Genomic DNA, 26,086 nt, shown 5'->3' with positions numbered 1-26,086 from the left:
TCGCTCACCCCGGTCACTTAGTTATCTAAGCTCCCGGGGATTCACGAGCTTGTCGCCTTCCTGCAACTCGAAGTATTTTGTGTATACACCCACTTTCTCGCGTGCGAAACCAACATGCAAAAGTTTGATACCAAGACATTTCAGGGCCTGATCCTGACACTGCAGGATTATTGGGCGCAGCAGGGCTGCACCATTGTTCAACCACTGGATATGGAAGTCGGCGCGGGCACCTCGCACCCGATGACCAGCCTGCGCGCACTCGGCCCTGAGCCTTTTGCGGCAGCCTATGTTCAGCCATCACGCCGTCCGACTGACGGTCGCTACGGCGAAAACCCGAACCGCCTGCAGCACTATTATCAGTTCCAGGTGATGATCAAACCTTCACCGGAAAACATTCAGGAGCTGTACCTCGGCTCGCTGAAAGAGCTGGGCCTCGACCCGCTGATCCACGATATTCGCTTTGTTGAAGACAACTGGGAAAACCCGACGCTCGGCGCCTGGGGCCTCGGCTGGGAAGTGTGGCTGAACGGCATGGAAGTGACACAGTTCACTTACTTCCAGCAGGTCGGTGGCCTGGAATGTAAACCGGTGACCGGTGAAATCACTTACGGTCTGGAACGTCTGGCGATGTATATCCAGGGCGTGGACAGCGTTTACGATCTGGTGTGGAGCAACGGTCCGCTGGGCAAAACGACGTACGGTGACGTGTTCCATCAGAATGAAGTAGAACAATCTACTTACAACTTCGAATACGCCGATGTTGATTTCCTCTTCACCTGTTTTGAACAGCACGAGAAAGAAGCGCAAACCCTGCTGGCGCTCGAAAAGCCACTGGCGCTGCCTGCTTACGAGCGCATCCTGAAAGCGGCACATTGCTTCAACCTGCTTGACGCCCGTAAAGCGATTTCTGTGACTGAACGTCAGCGCTACATTCTGCGCATCCGTACCCTGACTAAAGCGGTAGCTGAGGCGTATTACGCCTCCCGCGAAGTGTTGGGCTTCCCGATGTGCAAAAAGAACGAGAAGTGAGATAAGTCCATGACTGAAAAAACATTTCTGGTGGAAATCGGCACGGAAGAACTGCCACCGAAGGCTCTGCGCAGCCTTGCTGAATCATTTGCGGCCAACCTGACTGCGGAGCTGGATGCGGCGAATCTGCCACACGGCGATGTAAAATGGTTTGCAGCACCGCGCCGTCTGGCGCTGAAAGTCTCCGGACTGCACGAGTCACAGGCTGACCGCGAAGTTGAAAAACGCGGTCCGGCTGTGGCGCAGGCGTTTGATGCTGAAGGCAAACCGGGCAAAGCCGCTGAAGGCTGGGCTCGCGGTTGCGGTATCACGGTGGATCAGGCCGATCGTCTGGTCACTGACAAAGGTGAATGGCTGGTTTACCGTGCGCACGTCAAAGGCGAAAGCGCACAACAGCTGCTGCCTGCGATGATTGCAACTTCATTGTCCAAATTGCCGATCCCTAAACTGATGCGCTGGGGCGATTCCGACGTGCAGTTCGTGCGTCCGGTGCATACCGTCACCCTATTGTTAGGCGATGAACTGATTCCGGCGAAAATCCTCGGTATTGATTCCGCCCGCACTATTCGCGGTCACCGCTTCATGGGTGAGCCGGAGTTCACGATTGATAATGCCGATCAGTATCCGCAAATTCTGCTGGAACGCGGCAAAGTCATTGCTGATTACGAAGAGCGTAAAGCACTGATCAAACGTGATGCTGAAAAAGCAGCGAAAGAGATTGGCGGTATCGCTGATCTGAGCGAAAGCCTGCTGGAAGAAGTCGCATCTCTGGTGGAATGGCCGGTGGTACTGACGGCTAAATTCGAAGAGAAATTCCTGGCGGTGCCGGCAGAAGCGCTGGTTTACACCATGAAAGGTGACCAGAAGTATTTCCCGGTGTATGACGCCGCAGGTAAACTTCTGCCGAACTTCATCTTCGTGGCTAACATCGAATCGAAAGATCCGCAGCAAATCATCTCCGGTAACGAGAAGGTGGTGCGCCCGCGCCTGGCTGATGCCGAGTTCTTCTTTAACACCGACCGCAAAAAACGTCTCGAAGATAACCTGCCGCGTCTGGAAACCGTATTGTTCCAGAAACAGCTGGGGACGCTGCGCGACAAAACCGACCGTATTCAGGCGCTGTCTGGCTGGATCGCTGAGAAAATCGGTGCAAACGTTGAGAACGCAAAACGCGCCGGTCTGCTGTCAAAATGCGACCTGATGACCAACATGGTCTTCGAGTTCACCGACACGCAGGGCGTGATGGGCATGCACTATGCGCGCCACGACGGCGAGCAGGAAGAAGTCGCCGTTGCGCTGAACGAACAGTATCAGCCACGCTTTGCGGGCGACGAATTACCGGCTTCGCAGGTGGCATGCGCGCTGGCTATCGCGGATAAGATGGACACTCTGGCCGGTATCTTTGGTATCGGTCAACATCCGAAAGGCGACAAAGACCCGTTCGCGCTGCGTCGTGCCGCGCTGGGCGTTCTGCGTATTCTTGTTGAAAAAAACCTGTCGCTCGATCTGCAAACCCTGACTGAAGAAGCGGTGCGTCTGTATGGCGACAAGCTGACCAACACCAGGGTTGTTGATGATGTGGTTGATTTTATGCTCGGGCGTTTCCGTGCGTGGTATCAGGAAGAAGGTCATGCGGTCGATACTATTCAGGCTGTGCTGGCACGCCGTCCGACCAAACCGGCTGATTTCGATGCCCGTGTGAAAGCGGTGAGTTACTTCCGTACGCTGGACGAAGCGGCAACGCTGGCTGCGGCCAACAAGCGTGTCTCCAACATTCTGGCCAAATCCACGGATGTCCTGTTCGATCACGTCCACGCATCGGTGCTGAAAGAACCTGCTGAGCTGAAACTGGCAACGCATCTGGTGGTGTTGCGCGACAAACTGGAACCGCTGTTTGCGGCTGGTCAGTACAAAGAAGCGCTGGTGGAGCTGGCTGCATTGCGTGAAACCGTCGATACGTTCTTTGACACCGTCATGGTGATGGACGAGAACGAAGCGGTGCGGATTAACCGTCTGACACTGCTGTCCAAACTGCGTGAGCTGTTCCTGCAGGTCGCGGATATTTCGCTGCTTCAGTAAGGGTAGTTCGGTAATGAAAAAGCCAGTTCAAAATCGTATTTGAACTGGCTTTTTGTTTTCTGATCTTAATAAGGCATTTCTTTATTATTGTTGCCTACGGTGACTTCTTGGAGGCTGATGTGATACATGCCGGAGCTGTCTTCGCTGACTTCCTTAACGCTAAATTTTGCCAGACGGGTAAAAACGAATTCATTTTCTGAAGGATCTGCATACTCCCCGCTCATCCTCACGCAGGAGAACCCGGATATTTTGAAGAGTACCTTAACACCACCTCTGGCGAATTTTTCAGCAACGGATCGGGTGCCGGAAGTGGAGAAAAATGACGTCGGGCTTACGGTGGTGCCATTGTCCATATAACTTTGAAACTGGCTAATTGCCAATTTGGAATTCAGATCCTGTCCACGATAATAAGTCCCCTTAACTCCTTTAGGTTGATACATAAATTTTTCCATCTTACACAGTGTGGCGTAAGACATTTTTTTGCAATAGAACTTAATTTTGTCTCTTTCTTCTTTCAGGCTTCGGTGTTCAATATCGTGATTGAATTTACGCATGCCTTCGATCACATCACTTGCACTGAGGTGGGGATCTCTTTTTGCGCGAAGGGCTTTGTTAATCTCGCTGGATCCTCTGTTGCTTGAATAAATACAGGAAAGAGTTTTATATCCAAGGAACAGTTCTTTCATTTTTAAATAAGCAGGGTTATCGGAAATAGATCTGGCTACTGATGATAAACTCATTAATGCAAGTGTATAATTTGAGCCGAATTTCTTTATTTCTTCATGAAGCTGATCAAGTTGTGTGCTGAAATGGCGGAAATCATCTATTTTTCCATTAATAGTATGTGCGTCATTGAGTGTGAAATTTTCGCCTGCAGGTTTTATATCGTAACAAGATAAAGCATAATTCAATGCCTGAGTTTCTCTCTCATACCGCCCCTGGTAAAAGAGTTTTTTTAACACGTTTTTAGGTTGGCTTGCTTTAATTTTTTGACCTTTTAATCGTAATTCTGCATTTTTATCGGTCACTTTTGTTTTATTTAAGAGAGAGGAATATCCTTGCAGGCTTTTCAGGTTTTTCTTTATCTCATCTTTCTCTTTATATAATCCCTCATGAAAGGTGTTACAGTATCTCGTCGAATTACTGAAGCACCTATTTGCTAATTCTTCCACTTTTTTTCTAATAAAATATAATGTCTCATGTTTTGAGATATATTAGCGAAATCACATTGACGACTGAATTTTTCTTCTAACTCTTTGATTTCATTTTCTAATTTTGATTTTATCTGTAGCATTTTTTGTTTTTTATCTTGCATATCAGCGATTTTGTCTTGCGTTTCTTTTTCTGAGAACATACCTACTCCTAAAGTTAATGATTATATAATCCCACCTTCAGTTTATCACGGTGGTGAATTGCCTTAACTTAATTGTTTATTAAGATATTTTTAGTGATCTATATAAATATAAATCTTTAATTCTCAGCTTGTTAATAAATATGAATAAATAGAAATAGGTATGAAGATTTATTTCTATTATTCATTCAGGAGATAAAGCCACATAGTGAAATGACAGGTAAGCGTTGTACGCAAAAAAAGCGAAGGGGGCCTGGAAACGATAACTCAACGTACTTGTTTTGTGAGTATCACATCTGCCTGAGATGTTCTATCCTATACCCGTCATACTTCAGATTGCAGGTGGCGGCTGCGCCAGAATGACTTACTTATGTAAGTTCATAGGGATTCGCGTGCTTGCTGCCTTCCCGCATCTGGAATTATTTTGGGTTGATACCTGGCATGGAAAGCCGCATATCGGCAGGGAACTGGCCGGAAGAAGAACATTGAAATCAGGAGTCAGGACTCATGGCTGTAGGGATCAGAAGCGGTGTATTGTCTCGCTGGCTGGCGCCGATTATCGCACTGCTGGTGGTGTTTCAGCTCACTGCATGCGGCGATAAAGAACCGGAACAACGCAAAGCCTTTATCGATTATTTGCAAAATACCGTCATGCGCAGCGGGCAAAATCTGCCGTCGCTGAGTGAAGATCAGAAACAACGTTTTGGTAATTACGCGAATGACTACGGCATCATTCTGTCATTCTCCCGCCAGATGAAAGGTGCCGTTGAAGGTAGCCTGGTACCGGTGGTCAGCGCGATTGGTCAGGTGCGTACGCCGCAGGATTACATGACGCAGCGCAGCGCGTTGCAACAGGCGGAAAGTACGCTGAGCATGCTCAATGCCCAGTTGCGTGATTCGAAAGTCAAAGCCGATACCGCGATGGCTGCACTGAAACAGCCGGATGATCTGAAAGCCGTTTATAGCCAGGTATACAACAGTGTGGTGACCCAGCCTGCTAACGTGCTGACCCCGCTGGTGCCTGCGCTGCAAAGCTTCACGCAGGATATCGTGTCAGTGGGTGATTTCCTGCAACAGCAGGGCACTCAGGTCGCCTTTGCTAACGGCGGCGTGCAGTTCCCGACGCAGCAACAGGCTACGCAGTACAACACCATGATGTCTAATCTGGTGGGCAAACAGCAGACATTGCTTCAGGCGCAAAAAGTCGCGCAGGGCGATTTCAGCCACTAAGCCACACTAAAATCTGCAAAAAAGCCACGTCATCTTGTACGTGGCTTTTTTATTGCCCCGGACCCTGCCCATAGATTTATAAAAAATGACAATTTTTAGCCTGCAAATCCGGCTGAATTCCTCTACTTTTGAAGGCAACTGTCCGATTTTCCCCGTATTTCACTTTAAGGATTTTTGATGAAACGTCAGACGATGACTCTGTTGGCTTCTCTGGTGCTGGCGCCGACGCTGGCTTTTGCTGCCGACAGCGCAACCGCAGATTTCACCCCGGCGCAGCAGGAAGCCATTGGTAAAATTGCGGCGGATTACATGTTGCAGCACCCGGAAATTCTGGTGCAGGTCAGCCAGAAATTGCAGGCGCAGCAGGCTGATCAGCAACAACAGCAAACCCTGAGCGCCGTGCTTGAAAACGCCAAAACGCTGGTAAACGACCCGGCGACCCCAAGCTATGGTCCGAAAGATGCCAAAGTCGCGTTCGTAGAATTCTTCGATTATCAGTGCCTGTATTGTAGCCACATGGCGCCGGTGGTTGAGCAGACCGTGAAAGCGAACCCGAACGTGCGCTTCGTCTTCAAAGAATGGCCAATCTTCGGTGATCGCTGGAAAGCCTCCATCACGGCTGCGGAAACCGGTATGGCCATCTGGAAAGAAAAAGGCAGCCAGGCGTATTTCGATTATCACAACAGCATTTACCGCACGGGTCATGATGAAGGTAAACTTACAGATGCTGATATCGCCGGTGCAGTGAAAGCTGCCAAAGCGACAGCGCCAACCGATGCACAGCGCAAAGCCACACACGAAGCGATCGCCGCTAACGATGAGCTGGCACGTACGCTGGGCTTCAGCGGCACCCCGGGTTTCGTGGTGATGCCAACCAGCGGTGCAACTGCTGAAAACACCAGTGTGCTGCCTGGTGCCGTTTCTGCCGAAGAACTGCAGGCCGCCATTGTGAAGGCGCAGGGCGGGAAGTAATTTTCTCTGTAAAACACGATTTCATCACGGCGGGCTGTCTGACAGTTCGCCGTTTTGTTTTTCCGCCCCCGCCTGTAATTTTCTTTCAGCATTTCCTCTGTAAACTCAGTTTTCCTTTCCTAAGACACGTCTGAATTTTTTTTAAGCGAAATACACAAGTCCGCCCAAAAATACTTTGTGATGAATATCACGTTTTAATGATAAAGACTCGTTAACAAAAAGTGACTTAAGTCACATTATTAGAGGTGATGCGCTTAAATAATCACCAGTGTAGCTCGGTTACAGGCTGTTTTTGTGATCGAAGTCACCAAAATGCAGGGGGTAAGGGTCCCGTATGTGTGATCTGCGTCACGAGCTGTGGGGTGGCTACGCGAGGCCTATAATCACATGGTAGAGTCCGCCTCGCAGACAGCAATTCGACGGACGGATTTTTAAAGCAGTGGCACAAAAACCGAAATAACCGTCACCGATAATTAACTGATATCACGCGCTCTATTGTCAGCGCGTATCAATAGGGGTGCGTTTTATGTTTTCACCAGACGTTAAGATCAAAGTTCAAAACTTTGGTCGCTTCCTGAGTAACATGGTAATGCCCAACATCGGCGCATTTATCGCCTGGGGTATCATTACTGCTCTGTTCATTCCTACCGGCTGGATCCCTAATGAAACATTAGCGAAACTGGTTGGCCCGATGATCACGTATCTTCTGCCATTGCTCATCGGTTTTACCGGTGGTCGTCTGGTTGGTGGTGATCGTGGTGGTGTGGTCGGTGCAATCACCGTAATGGGGGTTATCGTTGGTGCGGATATGCCAATGTTCCTCGGCGCAATGATTGCAGGCCCGTTAGGCGGCTGGTGCATCAAGCGTTTTGACCGCTGGGTTGACGGTAAAATCAAAAGCGGCTTCGAGATGCTGGTTAACAACTTCTCGGCCGGTATTATTGGTATGCTGCTGGCAATCCTGGCTTTCCTGGCCATCGGCCCGCTGGTTGAAGCCCTGTCTAAGTTGCTGGCTGCAGGCGTGCACATCATGGTTATCCATAACCTGTTGCCGCTCGCCTCTATCTTTGTTGAACCGGCGAAAATCCTGTTCCTCAATAACGCCATCAACCACGGTATCTTCTCTCCGCTGGGTATCCAGCAGGCGACTGAAACCGGTAAATCTATCTTCTTCCTGATCGAAGCGAACCCAGGTCCGGGTATGGGCGTCCTGATGGCGTACATGTTCTTCGGTCGTGGCAGCGCTAAGCAATCTGCGGGCGGCGCGGCAATCATCCACTTCCTGGGTGGTATCCACGAAATTTATTTCCCATACGTTCTGATGAACCCACGTCTGCTGCTGGCGGTAATCCTGGGGGGTATGACCGGCGTGTTCACCCTGACGCTGCTCAACGGTGGTCTGGTATCTCCGGCTTCTCCGGGTTCCATTCTTGCGGTTCTTGCGATGACGCCAAAAGGCACGTATTTCGCTAACATTGCGGCGATTGTGGCAGCATTTGCGGTGTCCTTCGTTATCTCCGCATTCCTGTTGAAAACCACCAAAGCGAAAGATGGCGACGATCTGGACGAAGCAACACGTCGCATGCAGGATATGAAAGCCCAGTCTAAAGGCGGCAAACCGGCTGTTGCAGGCGTAGCGGGTGACCTGTCTACCGTACGTAAAATCATCGTTGCCTGTGACGCCGGTATGGGGTCAAGCGCCATGGGTGCCGGTGTGCTGCGCAAAAAAGTGCAGGATGCAGGTCTGACCAACATCAGCGTCACCAACAGTGCAATCAACAATCTGCCTGATGACGTGGATCTGGTGATTACTCACCGTGACCTGACCGAACGTGCCATGCGTCAGGTGCCACATGCACAGCACATTTCGCTGACTAACTTCCTCGACAGCGGCTTGTACACGGACCTGACTTCCCGTCTGGTAGAAGTGAACAAAGCCAGCCAGTACAAAGAGAAAGTGACCACTACGCTGGGCGACAGCCTTGTGGCTGACAATGAAAACGAAAACCTGTTCCGCATCAGCGAAAGCAACATTTTCCTCGGCCTGAATGCGGGCACCAAAGAAGACGCGATTCGTTTTGCCGGTGAACAACTGGTGAAAGGCGGTTATGTTCAGGCAGAATATGTGGAGGCGATGCTGGCACGTGAGCAACTGACCTCAACATATCTGGGGGAATCCATTGCTGTGCCGCACGGTACCATTGAAGCGAAAGATCGCGTACTGAAAACCGGTATCGTGTTCTGCCAGTATCCGGCGGGTATCCGCTGGGGCGATGATGAAGATGACCGTGCACGCCTGGTCGTCGGTATTGCAGCGCGTAACAATGAGCACATCAACGTGATCACCAAACTGACCACGGCGCTGGATGAAGACGGGGTTATTGACCGTCTGGCGAACACCACCAGCGTTGAAGAAGTTCTGACCATCCTTCGCGGCTAACGTTGAGCGGTTAATCAGTAGAGCGTCACTAAGCGGGTCTTGATAAAAGACCCGCTTGTTGATTCGGAGCCGGGCGGCTCCCGGCTTTACCCAAAGCTTTTTACCATAAAGTATGGCCCCCGATTTGAAGGAAATATTATGAAAGCATTACATTTTGGTGCAGGTAACATCGGTCGCGGTTTTATTGGCAAATTACTTGCTGATGCCGGGGCTGAACTGACGTTTGCGGATGTCAGCCCTGCGTTGCTGGACGCGCTGAACAGCCGTAAAGGTTATGACGTGCACGTTGTCGGTGAGCAGGCCACCATTGAGCCTGTCACGAATGTGAATGCCGTGAACAGCGCTGGTCAGGAGGCCATCAACCTGATCGCTGAAGTCGATCTGGTGACCACCGCCGTCGGCCCGACCGTGCTGGAAAAAATCGCGCCAAACGTCGCCAAAGGTCTGGTGCTGCGTCATCAGCAGGGCAACGAAAAGCCGCTGAACATTATTGCCTGTGAAAACATGGTGCGCGGCACCAGCCAGTTCAAACAGCACGTATTCAATGCGCTGCCGGAAGATGAAAAAGCCTGGGTTGAAGCGCATATCGGCTTTGTCGATTCTGCGGTTGACCGTATCGTTCCGCCTGCCGCTGCTGGCACCACCGATCCGCTGGAAGTTACCGTTGAAACCTTCAGTGAATGGATCGTCGACAAAACCCAGTTCAAAGGCGAATTGCCGGAAATCGCCGGCATGGAACTGACCGATAACCTGATGGCGTTTGTCGAACGTAAACTGTTCACCCTCAATACCGGCCATGCCATCACCGCCTATCTGGGTCAGCAGGCAGGCCATGCGACAATTCGTGATGCAATTCTTGATGAGAAAGTGCGTCTGGTGGTTCGTGGTGCGATGGAGGAGAGCGGTGAAGTGCTGATCCGCCGTTACGGTTTTGACCCGGAAAAACATTTCGCGTACATCGAAAAGATTCTGACTCGTTTCGAAAATCCGTACCTGCATGACGATGTTGAACGCGTTGGCCGTCAGCCACTGCGTAAACTGAGCGCAGGCGATCGTTTGATCAAACCTTTGCTGGGTACGCAGGAATATCGCCTGCCGAACGACAACCTGGTGAGAGGAATTGCGGCCGCGATGCATTATCGCAGCGAGCAGGATCCGCAAGCGAAAGAACTGGTAGAATTGCTGGAGAAAGTGGGGCCAAAAGCAGCCCTCGCCCAGATTTCAGGTCTGCCAGAAGATGGCGAAGTCGTGGCGAAAGCCGTCGCTCTCTACGAATCGATGCGCTGATACTGCGTTTATTTTGATTTCGCCAACACCAGGCAAAGAAAGCCCTGTCGGGCAGGATGTCTCTGTCCGACATGCGCGCATCATGGATGACGCCAGGGGCGCTGTCGGCACCGGCTCTTTAATGCAAGTAAGCCCTATGGAAAAAGCTCAGGCGTTTGAAAACCGTGTCCTTGAAAAGCTCAATGCGGGTAAAACCGTGCGCAGCTTTTTAATGACCGCTGTGGAGTTACTGGCGGAAGCGCTGGATATTCTGGTCGTGCAGGTTTTCCGCAAAGACGATTACGCGGTGAAATATGCAGTCGAACCTTTACTGACCGGCACCGGCCCGCTTGGTGATTTGTCTGTTCGCTTAAAACTGATTTATGCGCTGGGTGTAATCAGCCGTCACGAGTATGAAGATGCGGAATTACTGATGGCGTTGCGTGAAGAGCTGAATTACGACGGCGAAGAGTATCGTTTTACCGATGATGAAATTCTCGGCCCGTTCGGTGAATTGCATTGTGTGACAGAACTGCCGCCGGCACCGACCTTCCTGAAACCCGGGGAAGCCGACGAATCGCTGATCGCCATGCAACGCCAGCGTTATCAGCAAATCGTCCGCTCCACCATGGTGCTTTCCGTGACCGGGCTGATTGCCCATATCAGTAATCAGCAGCCTTCCAGGCTTTCTCCGGTGCAAAAGTGAATCCCCGTCATACTTCGGGCCGCAGATGCGTTAGCTGCGTTCAGTCACCCGAATCACTTACTTGAGTAAGCTCATCAGGATTCCATCACTTGCCGCCTTTTTGCAACCCGAACTATTTTGGGGATTCGTTTTAGTGAAGCGCATGACGCACTTCGCCCACCAGCAGCCAAAGCGCGGTTAACGCCATCATGCCGCCCATGATCGTGTTGAACATTTTCAGCTTCCATTCTATCCGTAATGCCTGACGTAATCTGTCACCCATCACTACCCACACCAGAATGCAGGGCAGATTGATCAGCGCGAAGCCGATACAAATCAGCAGTGTATGTTGCAGCATGTTGCCATCAGGCGGGGTGAATAAGATCGCCACATTAGTCGCCATCAGCCAGGCTTTTGGGTTCACAGCCTGAAATAATGCACCATTAACCATGTTCATCGGTTGCTGTTTGGTCCCTTCTTTTGGCGAACCGGAACGGTAAATTTTCCACGACAACCAGAACAGATAGGCGCAGCCCACTGCCGCCATCGGCAGACGCACCACCGTCATCCAGCTAAGCAGAATCGCCAGCATGGAAGTCATCAGCGCACATTGCACCACGCAGCCAAGTGTAATGCCCAGCATCATCGGCACGCTGCGGCGCAGCCCGAAATTCACCCCGGAAGCCGCCAGCAACAGATTATTCGGGCCGGGCGTAATTGACATCACAGTGACGTAACTGACAAAAGCGGTATCGATCATGTTGTTTTCCTGCATCCCCTGTTTTCCAGATAGCCAGAGTAAACGCTGAACAGAGAAGGTAACAGAACCAGAAATACGCTATTGTTATGGTTACAGATTGCGTAACCCAAAACTGTACCCATCACTTTTTACGGAACTGACACCATGACTGACACCGCGGATTTCAGCGACACCCGATATAACCAGCTGGCAGAACAACTGGCGGACGCTATCCGCCGTGGCACACTCGCGCCGGGCAGCCGTTTGCCGTCCGTGCGGCGCAGCGCACAAACCTGGTCAGTCAGCATCAACACTGTGGTAGCGGCTTACCGGCGGCTGGAAGATCGCGGCTTTATCGAGGCACGCCCGCAGTCGGGTTTTTATGTCCGTGCCGCGTTGCCTGCGCTGAACCATCAGCCACAGGAACAACCACAAACGGCAGCCGCAAAACCCGCAGATGAAGTGCTGGATCTGATCGACACAGTGTTCGCCTCACAAATTGACCCCACCTATACCAACTTATCGCTGGCCTGCCCGCAGTCGAACGATTTTTACCCGACCGGCAAGCTGGGGCGAATTATGGCATCATTGCTGCGTCGTCAGCCCAATCTGATCGGGCAATACGCGCTGCCGCCGGGCAGCCCGGCGTTACGCCAGCAAATTGCCCGCCGTGCACTGGCGCTCGGTATGATTTTAGAGCCCGCAGATATCACGATTACGCACGGTTGCATGGAAGCGTTACAGCTGGCGTTGCGCGTCACCACCAAACCCGGTGACAGCGTCGGGCTGGAAACGCCGACCTATTTTTACCTGCTGCCGATGCTGGCAAGTCTCGGGCTGAAAGCGGTGGAAATCCCCACGGATCCGCAAACTGGCCTGTCGCTGGATGTGCTGGAAATGCTGCTGACCGAGAAACGTCTGAATGCGGTGATCGCCATGCCGACGGCGCAAAATCCGCTGGGCTTTACTATGCCGCTGGCGGCAAAAAAACGGCTGGCGCGGCTGATGAACGATCACCATGTCCCGCTGATTGAAGACGGGTTGTACGCGGAAATTCAATTTGGCGCGACATTGTCTCCGGCGGTAAAAGCCTTTGACCGCGACGGCTGGATCCTGTTTTGCACCAGCTTTACCAAAACGCTGGCCCCCGATTTTCGCATCGGCTGGGTGGAAGGCGGACGCTTTGCCGATAAGCTGCATAAACTGAAAGCTGTATCGTCAATGGCAGAGTCCGCTTTGCTTTCCCAAACGCTGACGCTGTTTCTGGAGTCAGGCGGTTACGATCATCATCTGCGGGCTTTACGCAAGCGCTACGCGTCGCAGGTTGAGCAGGCACGCGCGCTAATCGCCCGCCACTTTCCACAAGGCACCCGTGCCACACAGCCGGCAGGCGGATTTGTGATTTGGGTGGATTTCCCGCCGGGTGTCGACTGCGTCACGCTGTTCCGCCAGTTGCTGAAAGATAAAATTTGTATGACGCCGGGGCAACTGTATTCACCCAGCGGCCGCTACACCAATGGCCTGCGTTTGTCGTGCTGCTATGTTTTTGATACACGCTATATTTCAGCAATGATCCGCATTGGTGAGCGGGCCTGTGAGATGTGCGGTTTGCCTCCGGGGCTGGCAGAAACGCAGGAGCAAGCTGAAGAATCCCGCACTTCCTGATACACTAACGGTTATTATTCCCCATTTACAATCGTGCCCGCTGCGGCATGAACGGATCTGAAATCATGAAAGAAGTTGAAAAAGCCGAGATCAAACGTCTCAGCGATATGCTGGATGCACTGAATCACAAAGATGCGACCGTGATTCAGGCGGGTAACGCCGAGTTAATCGCTAAGCACGAAGAAGAAAAAGAAAAGCTCGCAGCAGAAATCGCGCGTCTGAAAGCCGTGCGTGAGAAAAAACTCAGCACCGAAGCGCAGAAGCTGGAAAAGCTGTTCAGCCGTGAAATCACCAAGAAAGAACAGGCTGATATGGGCACGCTGAAGAAAACCGTACGCGGTATCGTGGTGGTTCACCCGATGACGGCGCTGGGCCGCGAAATGGGCCTGAAAGCGGTGACCGGTTTTTCTAAGAAAGAATTCTAAACTCATACTCCCGGGGGTGAAGTTTTGCCCTGCTCCTCCCCCTGCGAAGGGGAGGGCGTTAACATTACTTCCCAAACAATCGTCGTCCAAAATCTTCGATCTTGCGGTTTACCAGCCGCATTTGCATGGTTTTACTCCAGCTGGCGGAGATCCCTGCGGCAGACATCAGACGGCGATACTGTTCCTCATCAAATGGCATGTTGAAGGCGATAGAAATCGCTTCTGCAACAGACACCTCGCTGTTGCGCGTCAGCAATTCCAGCGGCCGGTCGCCGCTGACATTTCCGGTACTGACGACCCGATATAACCAGCCACAACGTCCGCTTTGTTGTAACAACGGCGACAGGTTTTTGCAGTCGAGAAAATGATTCAGCTTGTAGCAGGGCGCGCGCGGCTGGGTGACCTGAATCAGCGCGTCGCCCCAGCGGAAAATATCGCCGATAAACACGTTATCTTCGGTCATGCCCAGCGTTGAAAGATTTTCGCCAAACGCAGGGGGATGAAAGCGGTCTTCTTCTTCGGGAAATTGCTGGCGCAGCCAGGCGTAATGTTCGCGGGGGAAATGGCACAGCGCGCGGTCAGCGCCACCGTGATAAGCCTTTTCGGCTTGCTGATCATTTTCCAGCCCGAGCGGCGTTAAAGCGATGCTGCCATCAACCTGACGTTTGGCAATCGCACTGGATGAAAAATCGGGATAATGTTCGATGGTACCGATATATACGTCGGGATAATGCATAAGCTCTCCGCTGCTGAAAGGTCACTTGCTCAAGCATAACCTGCATTCGACAGCGGGAGTAGAAGGAATACCTGCACACAAACGGGTGCGCAGGTTAAATCGTTAATCAGAACGTTTCCCAGTTATCCTGACTGGTTTTGCTTTGTGCCGGCAGTGCCAGAGTCGGACGGCGCAGCGCGGCGGATGCTGGCGCATCCAGTCTGTCGCCATTATCAGCCAGACGGAATACCGAGACTGCCTGGGTCAGCGTCGCGGCCTGATCTTCGAGTGAATCAGCGGCGGCGGAAGACTGCTCAACCAGCGCGGCATTCTGCTGTGTCGTGCTGTCCATTTCGACAATCGCCTGCGAAATCTGACTGATGCCACGGCTTTGTTCGTCAGAAGCAGAGGCGATTTCACCCATAATATCGCGCACATGCGAGACCGATTTTACGATGTCCTGCATGGTTCGTCCGGTGTTTTCCACCAGCTTCGCACCGGTATTCACCCGCTCAACGGATTCGGCAATCAGTCCTTCAATTTCTTTCGCTGCCTGCGCACTGCGCTGTGCCAGTGTGCGGACTTCCGAGGCGACGACGGAGAATCCGCGCCCCTGTTCACCGGCCCGGGCGGCTTCAACGGCGGCGTTCAGCGCCAGAATATTGGTCTGGAACGCGATGCCGTTGATGACGGAGGTAATTTCAGCAATACGTTTTGAGCTGCCGGAAATCTGCTGCATGGTGTCGACCACCTGGCCGACCTGTTTGCCACCGAGCGTCGCGGTACCTGAAGCTTCGCTGGCCAGTTTGCTGGCGTGATGGGCGTTATCAGCGTTCTGTTTCACCGTTGCGCTCAGTTCTTCCATGCTGGCGGCGGTTTCTTCGACGGCCGCAGCCTGCTGTTCGGTGCGTGAGGAAAGATCGGTATTCCCGGCAGCGATTTCCGCCGCCGCGTGAGATACCTGTGAAACACCGGAGCGGATTTCATAAATCATGGTGCTGAGGTTCTGGCTCATTGCGGATACCGCGTTCATCAGCATGCCCAGTTCATCGCGACGTGTGGTCGGATGCGCCACAGTCAGGTCACCCTGCGCAATCGCCTCTGCTGTTTTCAGCGTATCACGCAGCGGCTGGGCAATCTGGCGGGTGATTCGCCATGCAATGATAATCCCGACCAGCAGTACGATCAGTGTAATCACCATCATGATGTTCTGCGCATCACGTATGTCTTTATGCGTGTTAATCAGTTCATTTTTAAAGATTTTCGCTACCAGAGCGTTCATCTCTGCGGCTTTTACTGACAGCAATTGTGAATTTCTTTGTTCATCTTCATAAGCCGGCATGAACGCCTGAACGTGATTTTTATAGGTTGCCAGTGCACTCATCAGCGGGGCAAGTGTGGCCTGCTGATCCGGCAACAATAATGCGTTGAGTTTTTTAGCATTCGCTTGCGTATCATCAATTGACTTCAACAGCTTGGCTTCAGTTTCTTTATTAATGTTCAGCAACAGGCCGCGCACGTTATAACGCACACTGATCAATTTCTGAATCACTTCAGCCAGTGAAAGCCGAATGGAAGGATCGGCATCTTCTACGCGTAACTGATCCTGTAAACGCGTCACCACGGCTTCCGTCTCGGAAAGATTCCAGCTGGCCCGCACCGCATCTTTGCGATCGACGGCTTCTTTGAATGCGGCCTGCGCCTGCTGGTACTCATGGATTTTCACCGGCACCTGATCGAGATTTGTTTGACTGGCGGTATCCCAGTCCAGCTTGTCTTTCGACTGGGTTATCAGTTGCGACAGTGCGTCAATGTTGTCCTGGTTTTGTTTGAGATACACCGGATTGTAATTGAGCTGATAAAGCGTACGGCTGAGGCGGGCATCATTGAGTAATGCATTCATCTGATTACTGAAATCGACTTTTTCCGCACGCTGACTGATGTCGTTAAATTTAATCATTCCCGCAGTGGTAATGACGGCCGCGATCAAAAGCACCAGGCCGAAACCCAGACCCAGTTTGGTGCCGACCTTAAGATTGTTCATCCACTGCGAAAGACCCGATCCGTTACTCATAATCATTCTCCGTCAAACATCCCTTTTAAATAGACATGCGGTTTTGTGACGCCTTTGTGAACAATCTATCGGTAGGCTTTTTCATAAACTTTATAGGATGTGTGGCGTATTTTTGATTAATGCGAGCGGGGTCTAATAATGGTGGGAAACAGAAGAATAATTCGCTGTGAAACAGTGAGCATGCGTACAAATTCAGGACATAAAAAAGCGGGTCACAGACCCGCCATTGGCTAAGACATCTTGCCCGTGCTGGGCGGCAGTGCGAAATTACTTCGCTTCAGCCAGACGTTTTGCAGCTTCGTCCCAGTTTACAACAGCCCAGAAGGCTTTGATGTAATCAGGGCGTTTGTTCTGATATTTCAGGTAGTAAGCGTGTTCCCAGACATCCAGACCCAGCAGCGGGTAACCGGAAGCGCCGGAAATGGCTTCGCCCATCAGCGGGCTGTCCTGGTTAGCTGTAGAAACGACGGCCAGTTTGCCATCTTTCAGTACCAGCCATGCCCAACCTGAACCGAAACGGGTTGCCGCTGCTTTCTCGAAAGTTTCTTTGAAAGCGTCAACGCTGCCGAAATCGCGTTCGATGGCAGATTTCAGTTCGCCTTGCAGTGTGGTGCCGGTTTTCAGGCCTTTCCAGAACAGGCTGTGGTTAGCGTGGCCACCTGCGTTGTTACGCAGAACGACTTTCTTGTCTGCAGGAACCTGATCCAGCTTGGTGATCAGTTCTTCAACCGGCAGTGCAGCCAGTTCCGGCAGGCTTTCCAGCGCAGCGTTAGCGTTGTTAACGTAAGTCTGGTGATGTTTAGTGTGATGGATTTCCATCGTTTCTTTGTCGAAATGCGGTTCGAGTGCGTCGTATGCGTAAGGCAGTGATGGCAGTGAATAACTCATGTTCATCGTCTCCGTAGTGTAGGGCGGCACCGTCATTGTGAGCACCGCGTAATCAGTCGGATCATTATAGTTAATTAAATGATATTGAAAATGATTATCTCTGTCCCCGCCAGCGGATAGATACGCGTAAGCGCCTGTTATTCGGGGCTTAGAACCAGATAACCGCAAACAATCCTAAATTGTCTAAAGGCACGCGGTGCTTAAAGGGGCTTTTAGCTGTTCTTGATGAAATAGCGATAACTGAAGTCATCTAAGAGTTCTGTTTCCGGATTTCTGCGCTTCCCATTTACGACGCGCAGTACGGATATCCAGATTTAATCCATATAGCTCAAGAGTAACACATGCTCTGTGACAGTTTTCCGTGCTGGCGAGCGGAGACACTTCAATTTCACCTGTCAGGTAATTTGCCACGAAGTAATCATCAAAATGATATTCGAGATCATCAGGGTTGAGCAGTGCGGGATCATATCGGTTACCTTTTTCACTCTGACAGCGGTCACAGCAGGGATAAAGATTTTGCCAGTGGAAAGCCAGTTCCGGAAAGGCGTGGCGTTCCTTGGGCTTAAAATGTTCGATGGTCTGGCGGCTTTCAGCACCGGTCAGTCCGTCGCAAAATGCACAATGTTGAAGGCTTGCGTCGAATAACTTTTGGCGGACATTTTCATAGCATTTGGTTGAATACCAGCGGAAACGTTTTCGACATCAAACTGTTCCTTCACTTCAAAAATCTCTTCCAGAATCAAGGAATGCTTTTGCAGATTGATGGTATTCATAAATAATTTCTGAATAGCTTGAATCAGAATAACCAAGGCTGTCACCGCCTTGAGCCAGAAACTTATACCCGCTATATGAACCGTTTTGATGGTCAAACATGTAATGAACACGGTTGTCTTTTGTCGCCAGCCGCGAATTAATTAAAGACATGTCTCCATTGCTTCATCAAATACCGCCGCCAGCGCATACAGCAGAGTACTTTTCCCGCAGCCGTTCGGGCCGGTGAAGATATGGATCTCTGCCTTTTCAGCATCAGCTTCTGCGCTTTTAATCGGTGGGAAATCCAAATGCGTATTCTCGAATACGCCCACATCCCTGAGAGTTATGCTTTCCAGTCGGTACGGCTGCCGCATTTGATTTCCTTATTATTCTGATGGATAACTGTTCAAATTCTGCGCTGAGTTTACCTCAGCCGCTGCGGATGCGTATACACCGTTGCCCGTCCCGGTTTGCTGAAACCGACCAGCGTCAGATTGCATTTTTCGGCGACGTCGACCGCGAGCGTGGTGGCGGCGGAGACGGCGAACAGAATTTCGATGCCGCACATGGCGGCTTTTTGCACCATTTCATAACTGGCGCGGCTTGATACCAGCGCGGCACCGGATTTCCAGTCGCTCTGTCTGGCACGGATACCCAGCATTTTATCCAGCGCCACGTGACGGCCCACATCTTCGCATCCACCCAGTAGCTGACCTTCCGGCGTGATCCAGGCAGCGGCGTGGGTGCAACCGGTAAGCTGGCCGATTTCCTGTACGGATTTCAGTTGATGCAGCGCATTATCCAGATTCGCCAGCTCAAACGTTTGGGTAAACGGCAGTGGCGCGAGCGGGCGGAACAGATCGTCTAACTGTTCGATGCCGCAGACTCCGCAACCGGTGCGGCCCGCCATAGCCCGGCGGCGTTCTTTCAGCCCGGCAAAACGGCGGCTCGACAGTTCGATATTAACTTCTATACCGTGGCAGTTTGGCGTCACCTCCATCCCGTAAATCTCACCGGTGGATTCAATAATCCCTTCTGACAATGAAAAGCCCAGCGCAAAGGCTTGTAAATCTTTTGGCGACGCCATCATCACCACATGTGAAATGCCGTTATAGACCAGAGCGACGGGCACTTCCTGAGCAATCCAGTCATCTTCAGGTTCATTGAGATGTGTGCGTTGCATCACCGGTTTTTGGCTCGCTCCGATGATCTGAGTCACTTTTTTGTCATCTTTTTCGCCCAGTTCGTTTACGTGATGGACATCCATTAGCAATAACCTTATAAACATTCCGGCTACATAAGCCGTACAAAAAGTCAGGACTTTATACCTTAATTTTACCGCTTTCGACGTTGTTCATGAAAGCGCCAATTTGAAAAGCAATGTGTGTCTAAATGATGGGAAGGAGTCTTTCATGCAAGTCAGCAGAAGACAATTATTCAAAATATGTGCGGGTGGTATGGCCGGCACCACAGCAGCATTATTAGGATTCACGCCGACCCTGGCGCTGGCGGAAACCCGCCAATACAAACTGCTTCGCTCACGTGAAACCCGCAACAACTGCACTTACTGTTCCGTAGGTTGCGGCATGCTGATTTACAGCCAGGGCGACGGCGCAAAAAATGTCACTGAAAATATCTTTCATGTAGAGGGTGACGCCGATCATCCGGTCAGTCGTGGCTCGTTGTGCCCGAAAGGTGCAGGTGTGCTGGATTACATCCACAGTGAAGGCCGCCTGACACATCCGCAGTACCGTGCACCCGGCTCCGATAAGTGGCAGCGCATCTCCTGGGATGAGGCGATTTCCCGTATCGCCCGCCTGATGAAAGATGACCGCGACGCCAACTTTGTCGAGAAAAATGACAATAACGTCACGGTCAACCGCTGGCTGACCACCGGTATGCTGTGTTCTTCAGCGGCCAGTAACGAAACCGGTCTGCTTGATCAGAAATTCACCCGCGCACTGGGTATGGTGGCGATCGACTGCCAGGCCCGGCTGTGTCACGGCCCGACCGTTGCAGCATTAGCGCCTACGTTCGGTCGTGGCGCGATGACCAACAACTGGGTCGACATCAAAAATGCCAACGTGATTTTGATTATGGGCGGAAATGCGGCAGAAGCGCATCCGGTCGGATTCAAATGGGTGATTGAGGCCAAAACCAAAAACAACGCTAAAGTCATCGTGGTCGACCCGCGCTTTAACCGCAGTGCTGCCGTGGCCGATATTTACGCGCCTATCCGCGCCGGTTCCGACACGGTTTTCCTGCTGGGCATGATCAACTACCTGATCACCCACAATAAAATCCAGACCGAATACGTCCGGGAATATACCAACGCCAGCCTGCTGGTGCGTGAAGACTATGAATTTAACGACGGGCTGTTCAGCGGTTTTGACGCAGCGAAAAAAGCCTATAACAAGGAAAGCTGGCACTATCAGCTTGATGAAAAAGGCTTCGCGAAACAGGATAAAACGTTGCAGGACCCGCGCTGTGTGTGGAATCTGCTGAAAGCGCACGTATCCCGTTACACGCCGGAACTGGTGGAGCGCCTGTGCGGCACCCCGAAAGAAGATTTCCTGCTGATCAGTTCCATTCTGGCGGAAACCTGTGCGCGCGACAAAACGTCGACCATTTTGTATGCATTGGGCTGGACGCACCATACCGGCGGCGCACAAATCATCCGCTGTGCGGCGATGATCCAGTTGCTGCTCGGCAATATCGGTATGCCCGGCGGTGGCGTGAATGCCCTGCGCGGTCACTCTAATATTCAGGGCTATACCGACCTCGGTTTGTTGTCTCTGAATCTGCCCGGCTACATGCCTTTGCCGTCTGAAAGACAGACCCGTTTTACTGATTATCTGCAACAAATCACCCCCGTGCCGCTGGTGGACGGACAGGTCAATTTCTGGAAAAACACGCCGAATTTTTTCGTCAGCATGATGAAAAGCTTCTGGGGCGAACATGCCACGGCGGAAAATGACTGGGGCTTTGACTGGTTGCCGAAATGGGACAAAAGCTACGATGTGTTGCAACAGACCGAGCTGATGACCGAAGGCAAACTCAACGGCTATATCGTGCAGGGCTTCAATCCGCTGGCGGCATTCCCGGATAAAAACAAATCTTCGCGCGCGCTCTCGAAACTCAAATACATGGTGGTGATCGACCCGCTGGTCACCGAATCCTCGAATTTCTGGCAGAACCACGGCGCGATGAACGACGTACAAACCGCCGATATTCAGACCGAAGTGTTCCGCCTGCCGTCTTCCTGTTTCGCCGAAGAAAACGGATCAATAGTCAACTCCGGTCGCTGGCTGCAATGGCACTTTCAGGCCTCTGAGCCACCGGGTGAAGCGCTGCATGACGGCAAAATTATCGCCCGTCTGTTTATGAAACTGCGCGAACTGTATCAGAAAGAAGGCGGTGCGAACCCGCTGCCGGTGCTGAATATGGCGTGGGATTATCAGGATCCACTCGACCCGTTGCCGGAAGAGATCGCCCGCGAAGCCAACGGCAAAGCGCTGGCCGATATTCATGACGATCAGGGCAATCTGTTGGCGAAAAAAGGCCAGCAACTTTCAACATTTGCCCATCTGAAAAATGACGGCAGCACGGCCAGTTTCTGCTGGATTTATACGGGAAGCTGGACGGAAGCCGGTAATCAGATGGCGCGCCGCGATAACGCCGATCCGTCCGGTCTGGGCTGCACGTCCGGCTGGGCATGGTGCTGGCCGCTCAACCGCCGCATTCTGTATAACCGCGCCTCCGCCGACCCGCAGGGACAGCCGTGGGATCCGAAACGCGAAATCATCCGCTGGGATGGTGCGAAGTGGACCGGTTTTGACGTCCCGGATTACAGCGCCGCTGCGCCGGGTTCGGGTGTCGGGCCGTTCATCATGCAACAGGAAGGCGTCGGGCGTTTATTTGCGACCGACAAAATGGCCGACGGTCCGTTCCCCGAGCATTACGAACCTATCGAATCACCGATTGGCACCAACCCGCTGCATCCGGACGTTATCTCGAACCCGGTTGCGCGTATTTTTGCCAGTGATTTGCCGAATATGGGCACCGCCCGAGACTTCCCGTATGTGGCGACCACCTATTCAATTACCGAATTGTTCCGCCACTGGACCAAACACGCGTTGCTCAACGCCATTGCGCAGCCTGAGCAGTTTATCGAGATCGGCGAAAGTCTGGCCGCCTCGAAGGGCATTGCGCAGGGTGATGAAGTGAAAGTGTCTTCGAAGCGCGGATTCATCGTGGCCAAAGCCGTGGTGACCAGGCGCATCCGGCCGCTGACCATCGACGGTAAGCACGTCGATACCATTGGCATCCCGTGCCACTGGGGATTTGAAGGTGCGACGCGTAAAGGGTATTTAGCCAACACGCTGACGCCGTCAGTCGGTGACGCTAACTCGCAAACGCCGGAATTCAAGGCGTTCCTGGTTAACGTGGAAAAGGTCTAACGGAGGCGAATTATGGCAATGCAATCTCAGGACATACTGCGTAAGTCCGCAACCAACGGGTTGACGCCAGCGCCGCGCGCCCGTGACCATCAGCAGGAAGTGGCGAAACTTATCGACGTCACCACCTGCATTGGCTGTAAAGGCTGTCAGGTCGCCTGTTCCGAATGGAACGACCTGCGCGATGAGGTCGGTATCAACACCGGCGTTTACGATAACCCGATGGATCTCAGTGCGAAATCCTGGACGGTGATGCGTTTCTCTGAAGTGGAACAAAACGGCAAGCTGGAATGGCTGATCCGCAAAGACGGCTGTATGCACTGCGCCGATCCGGGCTGTCTGAAAGCCTGTCCGGCGGAAGGCGCGATTTTGCAGTACGCCAACGGCATCGTCGATTTCCAGTCGGAACATTGCATCGGCTGCGGTTACTGCATCGCCGGTTGCCCGTTCAACATTCCGCGCATCAACCAACAGGATAACCGTGCCTATAAATGCACGCTGTGCGTTGACCGTGTGAGTGTGGGTCAGGAACCGGCGTGTGTGAAAACCTGCCCGACCGGCGCGATTCATTTCGGTACGAAAACCGCCATGCAGGATTTAGCCGCAGAACGGGTCAGCGAGCTGAAAGGTCGCGGGTTTGATCATGCCGGTTTATACGATCCGCAGGGTGTTGGCGGTACGCACGTGATGTACGTGCTGCATCACGCCGACAATCCTGAGTTGTATCACGGCCTGCCAAAAGATCCGGCCATCAGCGCGGCGGTCACCTTGTGGAAAGGGGTTTGGAAACCACTGGCTGCTGTCGGCTTCGCAGTAACCTTCGCCGCCGCAGCATTCCATTTCCTGGGCGTGGGGCCGAACTACGTGAAAGAGGATGAGCACAGAGAAGAGGAAGAAAAACATGATGATGAGGAGAAACGACCATGAAAAAAGAGAAGTTAATCCAGCGCTATAATCTGGCGGAACGTCTCAATCACTGGATTGTTGCCTTTTGTTTTGTGACGCTCGCCCTCAGCGGCATCGGCTTCTTTTTCCCGTCGTTTAACTGGCTGATGAACATTTACGGCACACCCCAGATGGCGCGTATCCTGCATCCGTTTTTCGGCGTGGTGATGTTCATCTCTTTCCTCGGCATGTTCTTGCGCTACTGGAAGCACAACCTGCCGGAAAAAGACGACATTGTGTGGGTGAAAAATATCGGTAAAGTGCTGACCAACCATGAGGTCGGCGATACCGGGCGCTACAACTTCGGTCAGAAATGCGTGTTCTGGGCGGCGATCAGTTGTCTTGTGCTTCTGATGGCCAGCGGCGTCATTATCTGGCGTCCGTGGTTTGCCGGTTATTTCCCGATCCCGCTGATCCGTCTGGCGCTGCTGGTGCATTCGCTGGCCGGCATCGGCCTGATTCTGGTGATTATCATGCATGTCTACGCTGCGACCTGGGCGAAAGGCTCTATCCCGGCGATGACCGGCGGTAAAGTGCCTGCGTCATGGGCGAAGTATCACCATCCACGCTGGTACCGTCAGGTGCGTGCTGAAGCGTTGAAGAAAGAACAAGATAAAGATGAGAGGAAAGCCGGATGAGCATCCAGATTGTTCCCCGGGACGCGCTGGCAGACGGTAAAACCACGGCGGGGAATATCCCGCCGGTACTGTTCGCCAATCTGAAAACGCTGTATCAGCGCCGTGCCGATCGCCTGCGTAAACTGGCCGAAGACAGCCCGCTCGACGGATATCTGAATTTTGCTGCGGCGATTTGCGATGCCCAGCAGCGCGTGCTGAAAGATTTCCCGCTCACTGTCGACCTGCGTGATGAATTAGCGAAAGCGGCGGGTAAACCGCCGCTCGATTGCCGGTTGTTTCCACGAACGCCGCACTGGCTTACATTGCTGGATGCGCTGATCAGGGTGCTCAAACACGGCGCGTCAGAGCCGGTGCTCGGTGTGCTTGAGCGCCTTGAACACTCCCCGAATCTTCAGCGCGAAATGATGGCGACAGAGCTGCTTTGCCAGGATTTCAAACACGTTCCGGCTGACAAAGCCCCGTTTATCTGGGCTGCGTTGTCGCTGTACTGGGCACAGATGGCGGCGCAACTGCGCGGTGTCGGGCGGGCAGATTATGGCGAAAATCGTCTGTTCTGTCCGGTGTGCGGCAGCGTTCCCGTTTCTGCGGTGATCGCGTTTGGTGCCCACAGCGGCCTGCGCTATCTGCACTGTAATCTTTGCGAAAGTGAATGGCATGTCGTGCGCGCAAAATGCAGCAACTGCGATGCAATGGAACATGTAAACCTCTGGTCCATCGGCGATGAACAGGCCACGGTGAAAGCCGAAGCCTGCGACGATTGCAATGCTTACCTGAAAGTGATTTATCAGGATAAAGACCCGCAGGCAGACGCGGTAGCGGACGACCTTGCGACGCTGTTACTTGATGACCGTCTGGAGGACAAAGGTTTTTCCGGCAGCGGCATCAACCCGTTCCTGTTTCCCGCTGAATAACCGGTAAAACCGGCAGCCGTGACTGGTAAACCCCTGCATGGCTGCTAGTTTTAATAGAGGTTCCGGCGAAAACGAGGAGGGTCTGATGAAATTGATCGGCAGTTATACCAGCCCGTATGTGCGCAAAATTTCGGTGATGTTGCTGGAAAAAGGCATCCCGTTTGATTTCATTAACGACACGCCCCACGAACCGGGCTGCAAAATCACACAGTACAATCCTCTCGGAAAAGTCCCCGCGCTGGTGGCCGATGATGGCGAAATTTTTTATGATTCGCCGATTATTGTGCAGTTCATCGAACTGATGAATGTCGCACCCACGCTGTTGCCGTGGCAACCGCTGGACGCGTTACGTGTGAGGCAAATTGAATCGCTGGCCGACGGGGTCACTGATGCCGCCGTGGCGCTGGTGCTGGAAGGTCGCCGCGATGCTGATAAACGTAACGAAGCCTGGATTTTGCGCCAGAGGGAAAAACTGTTGCGCGGGCTGGATGCGCTGGAAAAGCATGCGGCAAGCCGTACATTGCTCAATTCTGAAAGCCTCAATGTGGCCGATATTGCCGTCGCCTGTTGTCTGGGCTATCTCAATTTCCGGCGTATCGCGCCGGGCTGGTGTGTTGAGCGTCCTGAACTGGTAAAACTGGCAGAACGCCTGTTCCAGCGCGAGAGTTTCGCGCGCACCACCCCACCCGGGAGTGGTAACGCCAGCTTTGCAGCTAAAAAGGTGTGAAGCCGCTCGAAGAGTTCTCTTTACATCCCACCGGTTCGATTTTCACTGCCTAGACTTTATGCAGCGCTCTGCTAATCCCTGCTGCATAAAGGAGTTC

Annotated in this window: 23 protein-coding genes; 14 read left to right on the top strand and 9 right to left on the bottom strand. The window is 52.4% G+C overall.

Going from position 1 to position 26,086, the window contains the following annotated elements; translation table 11 throughout:
- Positions 1-114: 114 nt before the first annotated feature.
- Positions 115-1,029: a glycine--tRNA ligase subunit alpha gene (gene glyQ / locus ETV65_RS16900; RefSeq protein ID WP_014333298.1), complete on the top strand. Its 915-nt coding sequence runs from the start codon at positions 115-117 to the stop codon at positions 1,027-1,029.
- 9 nt (positions 1,030-1,038) lie between these two features.
- Positions 1,039-3,108, top strand: coding sequence for a glycine--tRNA ligase subunit beta (gene glyS / locus ETV65_RS16895; RefSeq protein WP_129954047.1), 2,070 nt, complete (start codon positions 1,039-1,041; stop codon positions 3,106-3,108).
- A 65-nt stretch (positions 3,109-3,173) separates the two neighbouring features.
- On the opposite strand, the gene ETV65_RS16890 is transcribed toward glyS, so the two are convergent.
- Together ETV65_RS16890 and ETV65_RS16885 are read right to left on the bottom strand one after the other, a co-directional pair.
- On the bottom strand, positions 3,174-4,280 hold the full coding sequence (locus ETV65_RS16890) for a hypothetical protein (protein WP_129954045.1): 1,107 nt from the start codon (positions 4,278-4,280) through the stop codon (positions 3,174-3,176).
- Complete coding sequence (locus ETV65_RS16885) at positions 4,268-4,462, bottom strand: hypothetical protein (RefSeq protein WP_129954043.1); 195 nt, start codon at positions 4,460-4,462, stop codon at positions 4,268-4,270. The genes ETV65_RS16890 and ETV65_RS16885 overlap by 13 nt, the downstream gene beginning before the upstream one ends.
- 504 nt (positions 4,463-4,966) lie before the next feature.
- Here ETV65_RS16885 and ETV65_RS16880 point away from each other — a divergent pair.
- The 5 genes from ETV65_RS16880 (at position 4,967) to ETV65_RS16860 (ending at position 11,073) form a co-directional block, all read left to right on the top strand.
- Positions 4,967-5,689, top strand: coding sequence for a DUF3053 domain-containing protein (locus tag ETV65_RS16880; RefSeq protein WP_129954041.1), 723 nt, complete (start codon positions 4,967-4,969; stop codon positions 5,687-5,689).
- 177 nt (positions 5,690-5,866) lie between these two features.
- Positions 5,867-6,661, top strand: coding sequence for a DsbA family protein (locus tag ETV65_RS16875; protein ID WP_129954039.1), 795 nt, complete (start codon positions 5,867-5,869; stop codon positions 6,659-6,661).
- A gap of 526 nt (positions 6,662-7,187) precedes the next feature.
- Positions 7,188-9,101, top strand: a complete 1,914-nt coding sequence (locus ETV65_RS16870) for a PTS mannitol transporter subunit IICBA (RefSeq protein WP_129954037.1) — start codon at positions 7,188-7,190, stop codon at positions 9,099-9,101.
- A 138-nt stretch (positions 9,102-9,239) separates the two neighbouring features.
- Positions 9,240-10,388 carry a mannitol-1-phosphate 5-dehydrogenase gene (locus ETV65_RS16865; protein WP_129954035.1) on the top strand — a complete coding sequence of 383 codons (1,149 nt, stop codon included), beginning with the start codon at positions 9,240-9,242 and terminating at the stop codon, positions 10,386-10,388.
- A 136-nt stretch (positions 10,389-10,524) separates the two neighbouring features.
- Positions 10,525-11,073: an MltR family transcriptional regulator gene (locus ETV65_RS16860; RefSeq protein WP_014411435.1), complete on the top strand. Its 549-nt coding sequence runs from the start codon at positions 10,525-10,527 to the stop codon at positions 11,071-11,073.
- Between the two features lie 130 nt (positions 11,074-11,203).
- Here the strand turns inward: ETV65_RS16860 and ETV65_RS16855 are convergent, their stop codons facing one another.
- Positions 11,204-11,812 (bottom strand): LysE family translocator, encoded by a 609-nt coding sequence (locus tag ETV65_RS16855; RefSeq protein ID WP_129954034.1) that lies wholly within the window; start codon positions 11,810-11,812, stop codon positions 11,204-11,206.
- Positions 11,813-11,956: 144 nt separating this feature from the next.
- On the opposite strand from ETV65_RS16855, the gene ETV65_RS16850 reads away from it, so the two are divergent.
- Both ETV65_RS16850 and ETV65_RS16845 read left to right on the top strand, forming a co-directional pair.
- The gene (locus ETV65_RS16850; RefSeq protein WP_129954032.1) at positions 11,957-13,456 is read left to right on the top strand and encodes a PLP-dependent aminotransferase family protein; all 1,500 of its coding nucleotides are present in this window, start codon (positions 11,957-11,959) and stop codon (positions 13,454-13,456) included.
- A 65-nt stretch (positions 13,457-13,521) separates the two neighbouring features.
- Positions 13,522-13,881 carry a YibL family ribosome-associated protein gene (locus ETV65_RS16845; RefSeq protein WP_129954030.1) on the top strand — a complete coding sequence of 120 codons (360 nt, stop codon included), beginning with the start codon at positions 13,522-13,524 and terminating at the stop codon, positions 13,879-13,881.
- Between the two features lie 64 nt (positions 13,882-13,945).
- Here the strand turns inward: ETV65_RS16845 and yiiM are convergent, their stop codons facing one another.
- From yiiM to fdhD, 6 genes are all read right to left on the bottom strand, one after another.
- Positions 13,946-14,617, bottom strand: coding sequence for a 6-hydroxyaminopurine reductase (gene yiiM / locus ETV65_RS16840; protein ID WP_129954028.1), 672 nt, complete (start codon positions 14,615-14,617; stop codon positions 13,946-13,948).
- A 106-nt stretch (positions 14,618-14,723) separates the two neighbouring features.
- A complete protein-coding gene (locus ETV65_RS16835) occupies positions 14,724-16,670 on the bottom strand; it encodes a methyl-accepting chemotaxis protein (protein ID WP_129954026.1) in 1,947 nt (648 codons plus the stop codon).
- 267 nt (positions 16,671-16,937) lie between these two features.
- Entirely contained in the window at positions 16,938-17,558 is a 621-nt protein-coding gene (sodA, locus tag ETV65_RS16830) for a superoxide dismutase [Mn] (RefSeq protein WP_129954025.1), read from the bottom strand.
- Positions 17,559-18,157: 599 nt separating this feature from the next.
- Positions 18,158-18,331, bottom strand: a complete 174-nt coding sequence (locus ETV65_RS24945) for a hypothetical protein (protein ID WP_165383753.1) — start codon at positions 18,329-18,331, stop codon at positions 18,158-18,160.
- Between the two features lie 141 nt (positions 18,332-18,472).
- Complete coding sequence (locus ETV65_RS16825) at positions 18,473-18,685, bottom strand: ATP-binding protein (RefSeq protein WP_129954023.1); 213 nt, start codon at positions 18,683-18,685, stop codon at positions 18,473-18,475.
- A 50-nt stretch (positions 18,686-18,735) separates the two neighbouring features.
- The gene (gene fdhD, locus ETV65_RS16820) at positions 18,736-19,578 is read right to left on the bottom strand and encodes a formate dehydrogenase accessory sulfurtransferase FdhD (protein WP_129954021.1); all 843 of its coding nucleotides are present in this window, start codon (positions 19,576-19,578) and stop codon (positions 18,736-18,738) included.
- Between the two features lie 145 nt (positions 19,579-19,723).
- Here fdhD and fdnG point away from each other — a divergent pair, with 145 nt between their 5' ends.
- The 5 genes from fdnG (at position 19,724) to ETV65_RS16795 (ending at position 25,989) form a co-directional block, all read left to right on the top strand.
- Positions 19,724-22,771, top strand: coding sequence for a formate dehydrogenase-N subunit alpha (gene fdnG, locus ETV65_RS16815; RefSeq protein WP_129954019.1), 3,048 nt, complete (start codon positions 19,724-19,726; stop codon positions 22,769-22,771).
- A 12-nt stretch (positions 22,772-22,783) separates the two neighbouring features.
- A complete protein-coding gene (gene fdxH, locus ETV65_RS16810; protein WP_129954017.1) occupies positions 22,784-23,695 on the top strand; it encodes a formate dehydrogenase subunit beta in 912 nt (303 codons plus the stop codon).
- Positions 23,692-24,351: a formate dehydrogenase cytochrome b556 subunit gene (fdoI, locus tag ETV65_RS16805; protein WP_129954015.1), complete on the top strand. Its 660-nt coding sequence runs from the start codon at positions 23,692-23,694 to the stop codon at positions 24,349-24,351. The genes fdxH and fdoI overlap by 4 nt, the downstream gene beginning before the upstream one ends.
- Positions 24,348-25,262: a formate dehydrogenase accessory protein FdhE gene (gene fdhE, locus ETV65_RS16800; RefSeq protein WP_129954014.1), complete on the top strand. Its 915-nt coding sequence runs from the start codon at positions 24,348-24,350 to the stop codon at positions 25,260-25,262. The genes fdoI and fdhE overlap by 4 nt, the downstream gene beginning before the upstream one ends.
- An 85-nt stretch (positions 25,263-25,347) precedes the next feature.
- Complete coding sequence (locus tag ETV65_RS16795) at positions 25,348-25,989, top strand: glutathione S-transferase (RefSeq protein ID WP_129954012.1); 642 nt, start codon at positions 25,348-25,350, stop codon at positions 25,987-25,989.
- Positions 25,990-26,086: the final 97 nt, after the last annotated feature.

It is taken from the genome of Rahnella sp. RFA10(1/100) (assembly GCF_004195115.1).
GTDB classification, from domain to species: Bacteria; Pseudomonadota; Gammaproteobacteria; order Enterobacterales; family Enterobacteriaceae; genus Rahnella; species Rahnella perminowiae.
Note: the sequence above shows the minus strand (reverse complement) of the source record. Positions and strands in the feature narration are given on the sequence as shown.

Bases quoted from the DNA above. Each gene is read 5' to 3' on its own strand.
- ETV65_RS24945 (WP_165383753.1), bottom strand. From the start codon at position 18,331: ATGAATACCATCAATCTGCAAAAGCATTCCTTGATTCTGGAAGAGATT.
- fdhD (WP_129954021.1), bottom strand. From the start codon at position 19,578: ATGGATGTCCATCACGTAAACGAACTGGGCGAAAAAGATGACAAAAAA.
- yiiM (WP_129954028.1), bottom strand. From the start codon at position 14,617: ATGCATTATCCCGACGTATATATCGGTACCATCGAACATTATCCCGAT.
- sodA (WP_129954025.1), bottom strand. From the start codon at position 17,558: ATGAGTTATTCACTGCCATCACTGCCTTACGCATACGACGCACTCGAA.
- ETV65_RS16850 (WP_129954032.1), top strand. From the start codon at position 11,957: ATGACTGACACCGCGGATTTCAGCGACACCCGATATAACCAGCTGGCA.
- ETV65_RS16880 (WP_129954041.1), top strand. From the start codon at position 4,967: ATGGCTGTAGGGATCAGAAGCGGTGTATTGTCTCGCTGGCTGGCGCCG.
- ETV65_RS16795 (WP_129954012.1), top strand. From the start codon at position 25,348: ATGAAATTGATCGGCAGTTATACCAGCCCGTATGTGCGCAAAATTTCG.
- glyQ (WP_014333298.1), top strand. From the start codon at position 115: ATGCAAAAGTTTGATACCAAGACATTTCAGGGCCTGATCCTGACACTG.
- ETV65_RS16865 (WP_129954035.1), top strand. From the start codon at position 9,240: ATGAAAGCATTACATTTTGGTGCAGGTAACATCGGTCGCGGTTTTATT.
- ETV65_RS16885 (WP_129954043.1), bottom strand. From the start codon at position 4,462: ATGTTCTCAGAAAAAGAAACGCAAGACAAAATCGCTGATATGCAAGAT.
- fdnG (WP_129954019.1), top strand. From the start codon at position 19,724: ATGCAAGTCAGCAGAAGACAATTATTCAAAATATGTGCGGGTGGTATG.
- ETV65_RS16845 (WP_129954030.1), top strand. From the start codon at position 13,522: ATGAAAGAAGTTGAAAAAGCCGAGATCAAACGTCTCAGCGATATGCTG.
- ETV65_RS16870 (WP_129954037.1), top strand. From the start codon at position 7,188: ATGTTTTCACCAGACGTTAAGATCAAAGTTCAAAACTTTGGTCGCTTC.
- ETV65_RS16875 (WP_129954039.1), top strand. From the start codon at position 5,867: ATGAAACGTCAGACGATGACTCTGTTGGCTTCTCTGGTGCTGGCGCCG.
- fdoI (WP_129954015.1), top strand. From the start codon at position 23,692: ATGAAAAAAGAGAAGTTAATCCAGCGCTATAATCTGGCGGAACGTCTC.
- ETV65_RS16860 (WP_014411435.1), top strand. From the start codon at position 10,525: ATGGAAAAAGCTCAGGCGTTTGAAAACCGTGTCCTTGAAAAGCTCAAT.
- ETV65_RS16835 (WP_129954026.1), bottom strand. From the start codon at position 16,670: ATGAGTAACGGATCGGGTCTTTCGCAGTGGATGAACAATCTTAAGGTC.
- fdhE (WP_129954014.1), top strand. From the start codon at position 24,348: ATGAGCATCCAGATTGTTCCCCGGGACGCGCTGGCAGACGGTAAAACC.
- glyS (WP_129954047.1), top strand. From the start codon at position 1,039: ATGACTGAAAAAACATTTCTGGTGGAAATCGGCACGGAAGAACTGCCA.
- fdxH (WP_129954017.1), top strand. From the start codon at position 22,784: ATGGCAATGCAATCTCAGGACATACTGCGTAAGTCCGCAACCAACGGG.
- ETV65_RS16825 (WP_129954023.1), bottom strand. From the start codon at position 18,685: ATGCGGCAGCCGTACCGACTGGAAAGCATAACTCTCAGGGATGTGGGC.
- ETV65_RS16855 (WP_129954034.1), bottom strand. From the start codon at position 11,812: ATGATCGATACCGCTTTTGTCAGTTACGTCACTGTGATGTCAATTACG.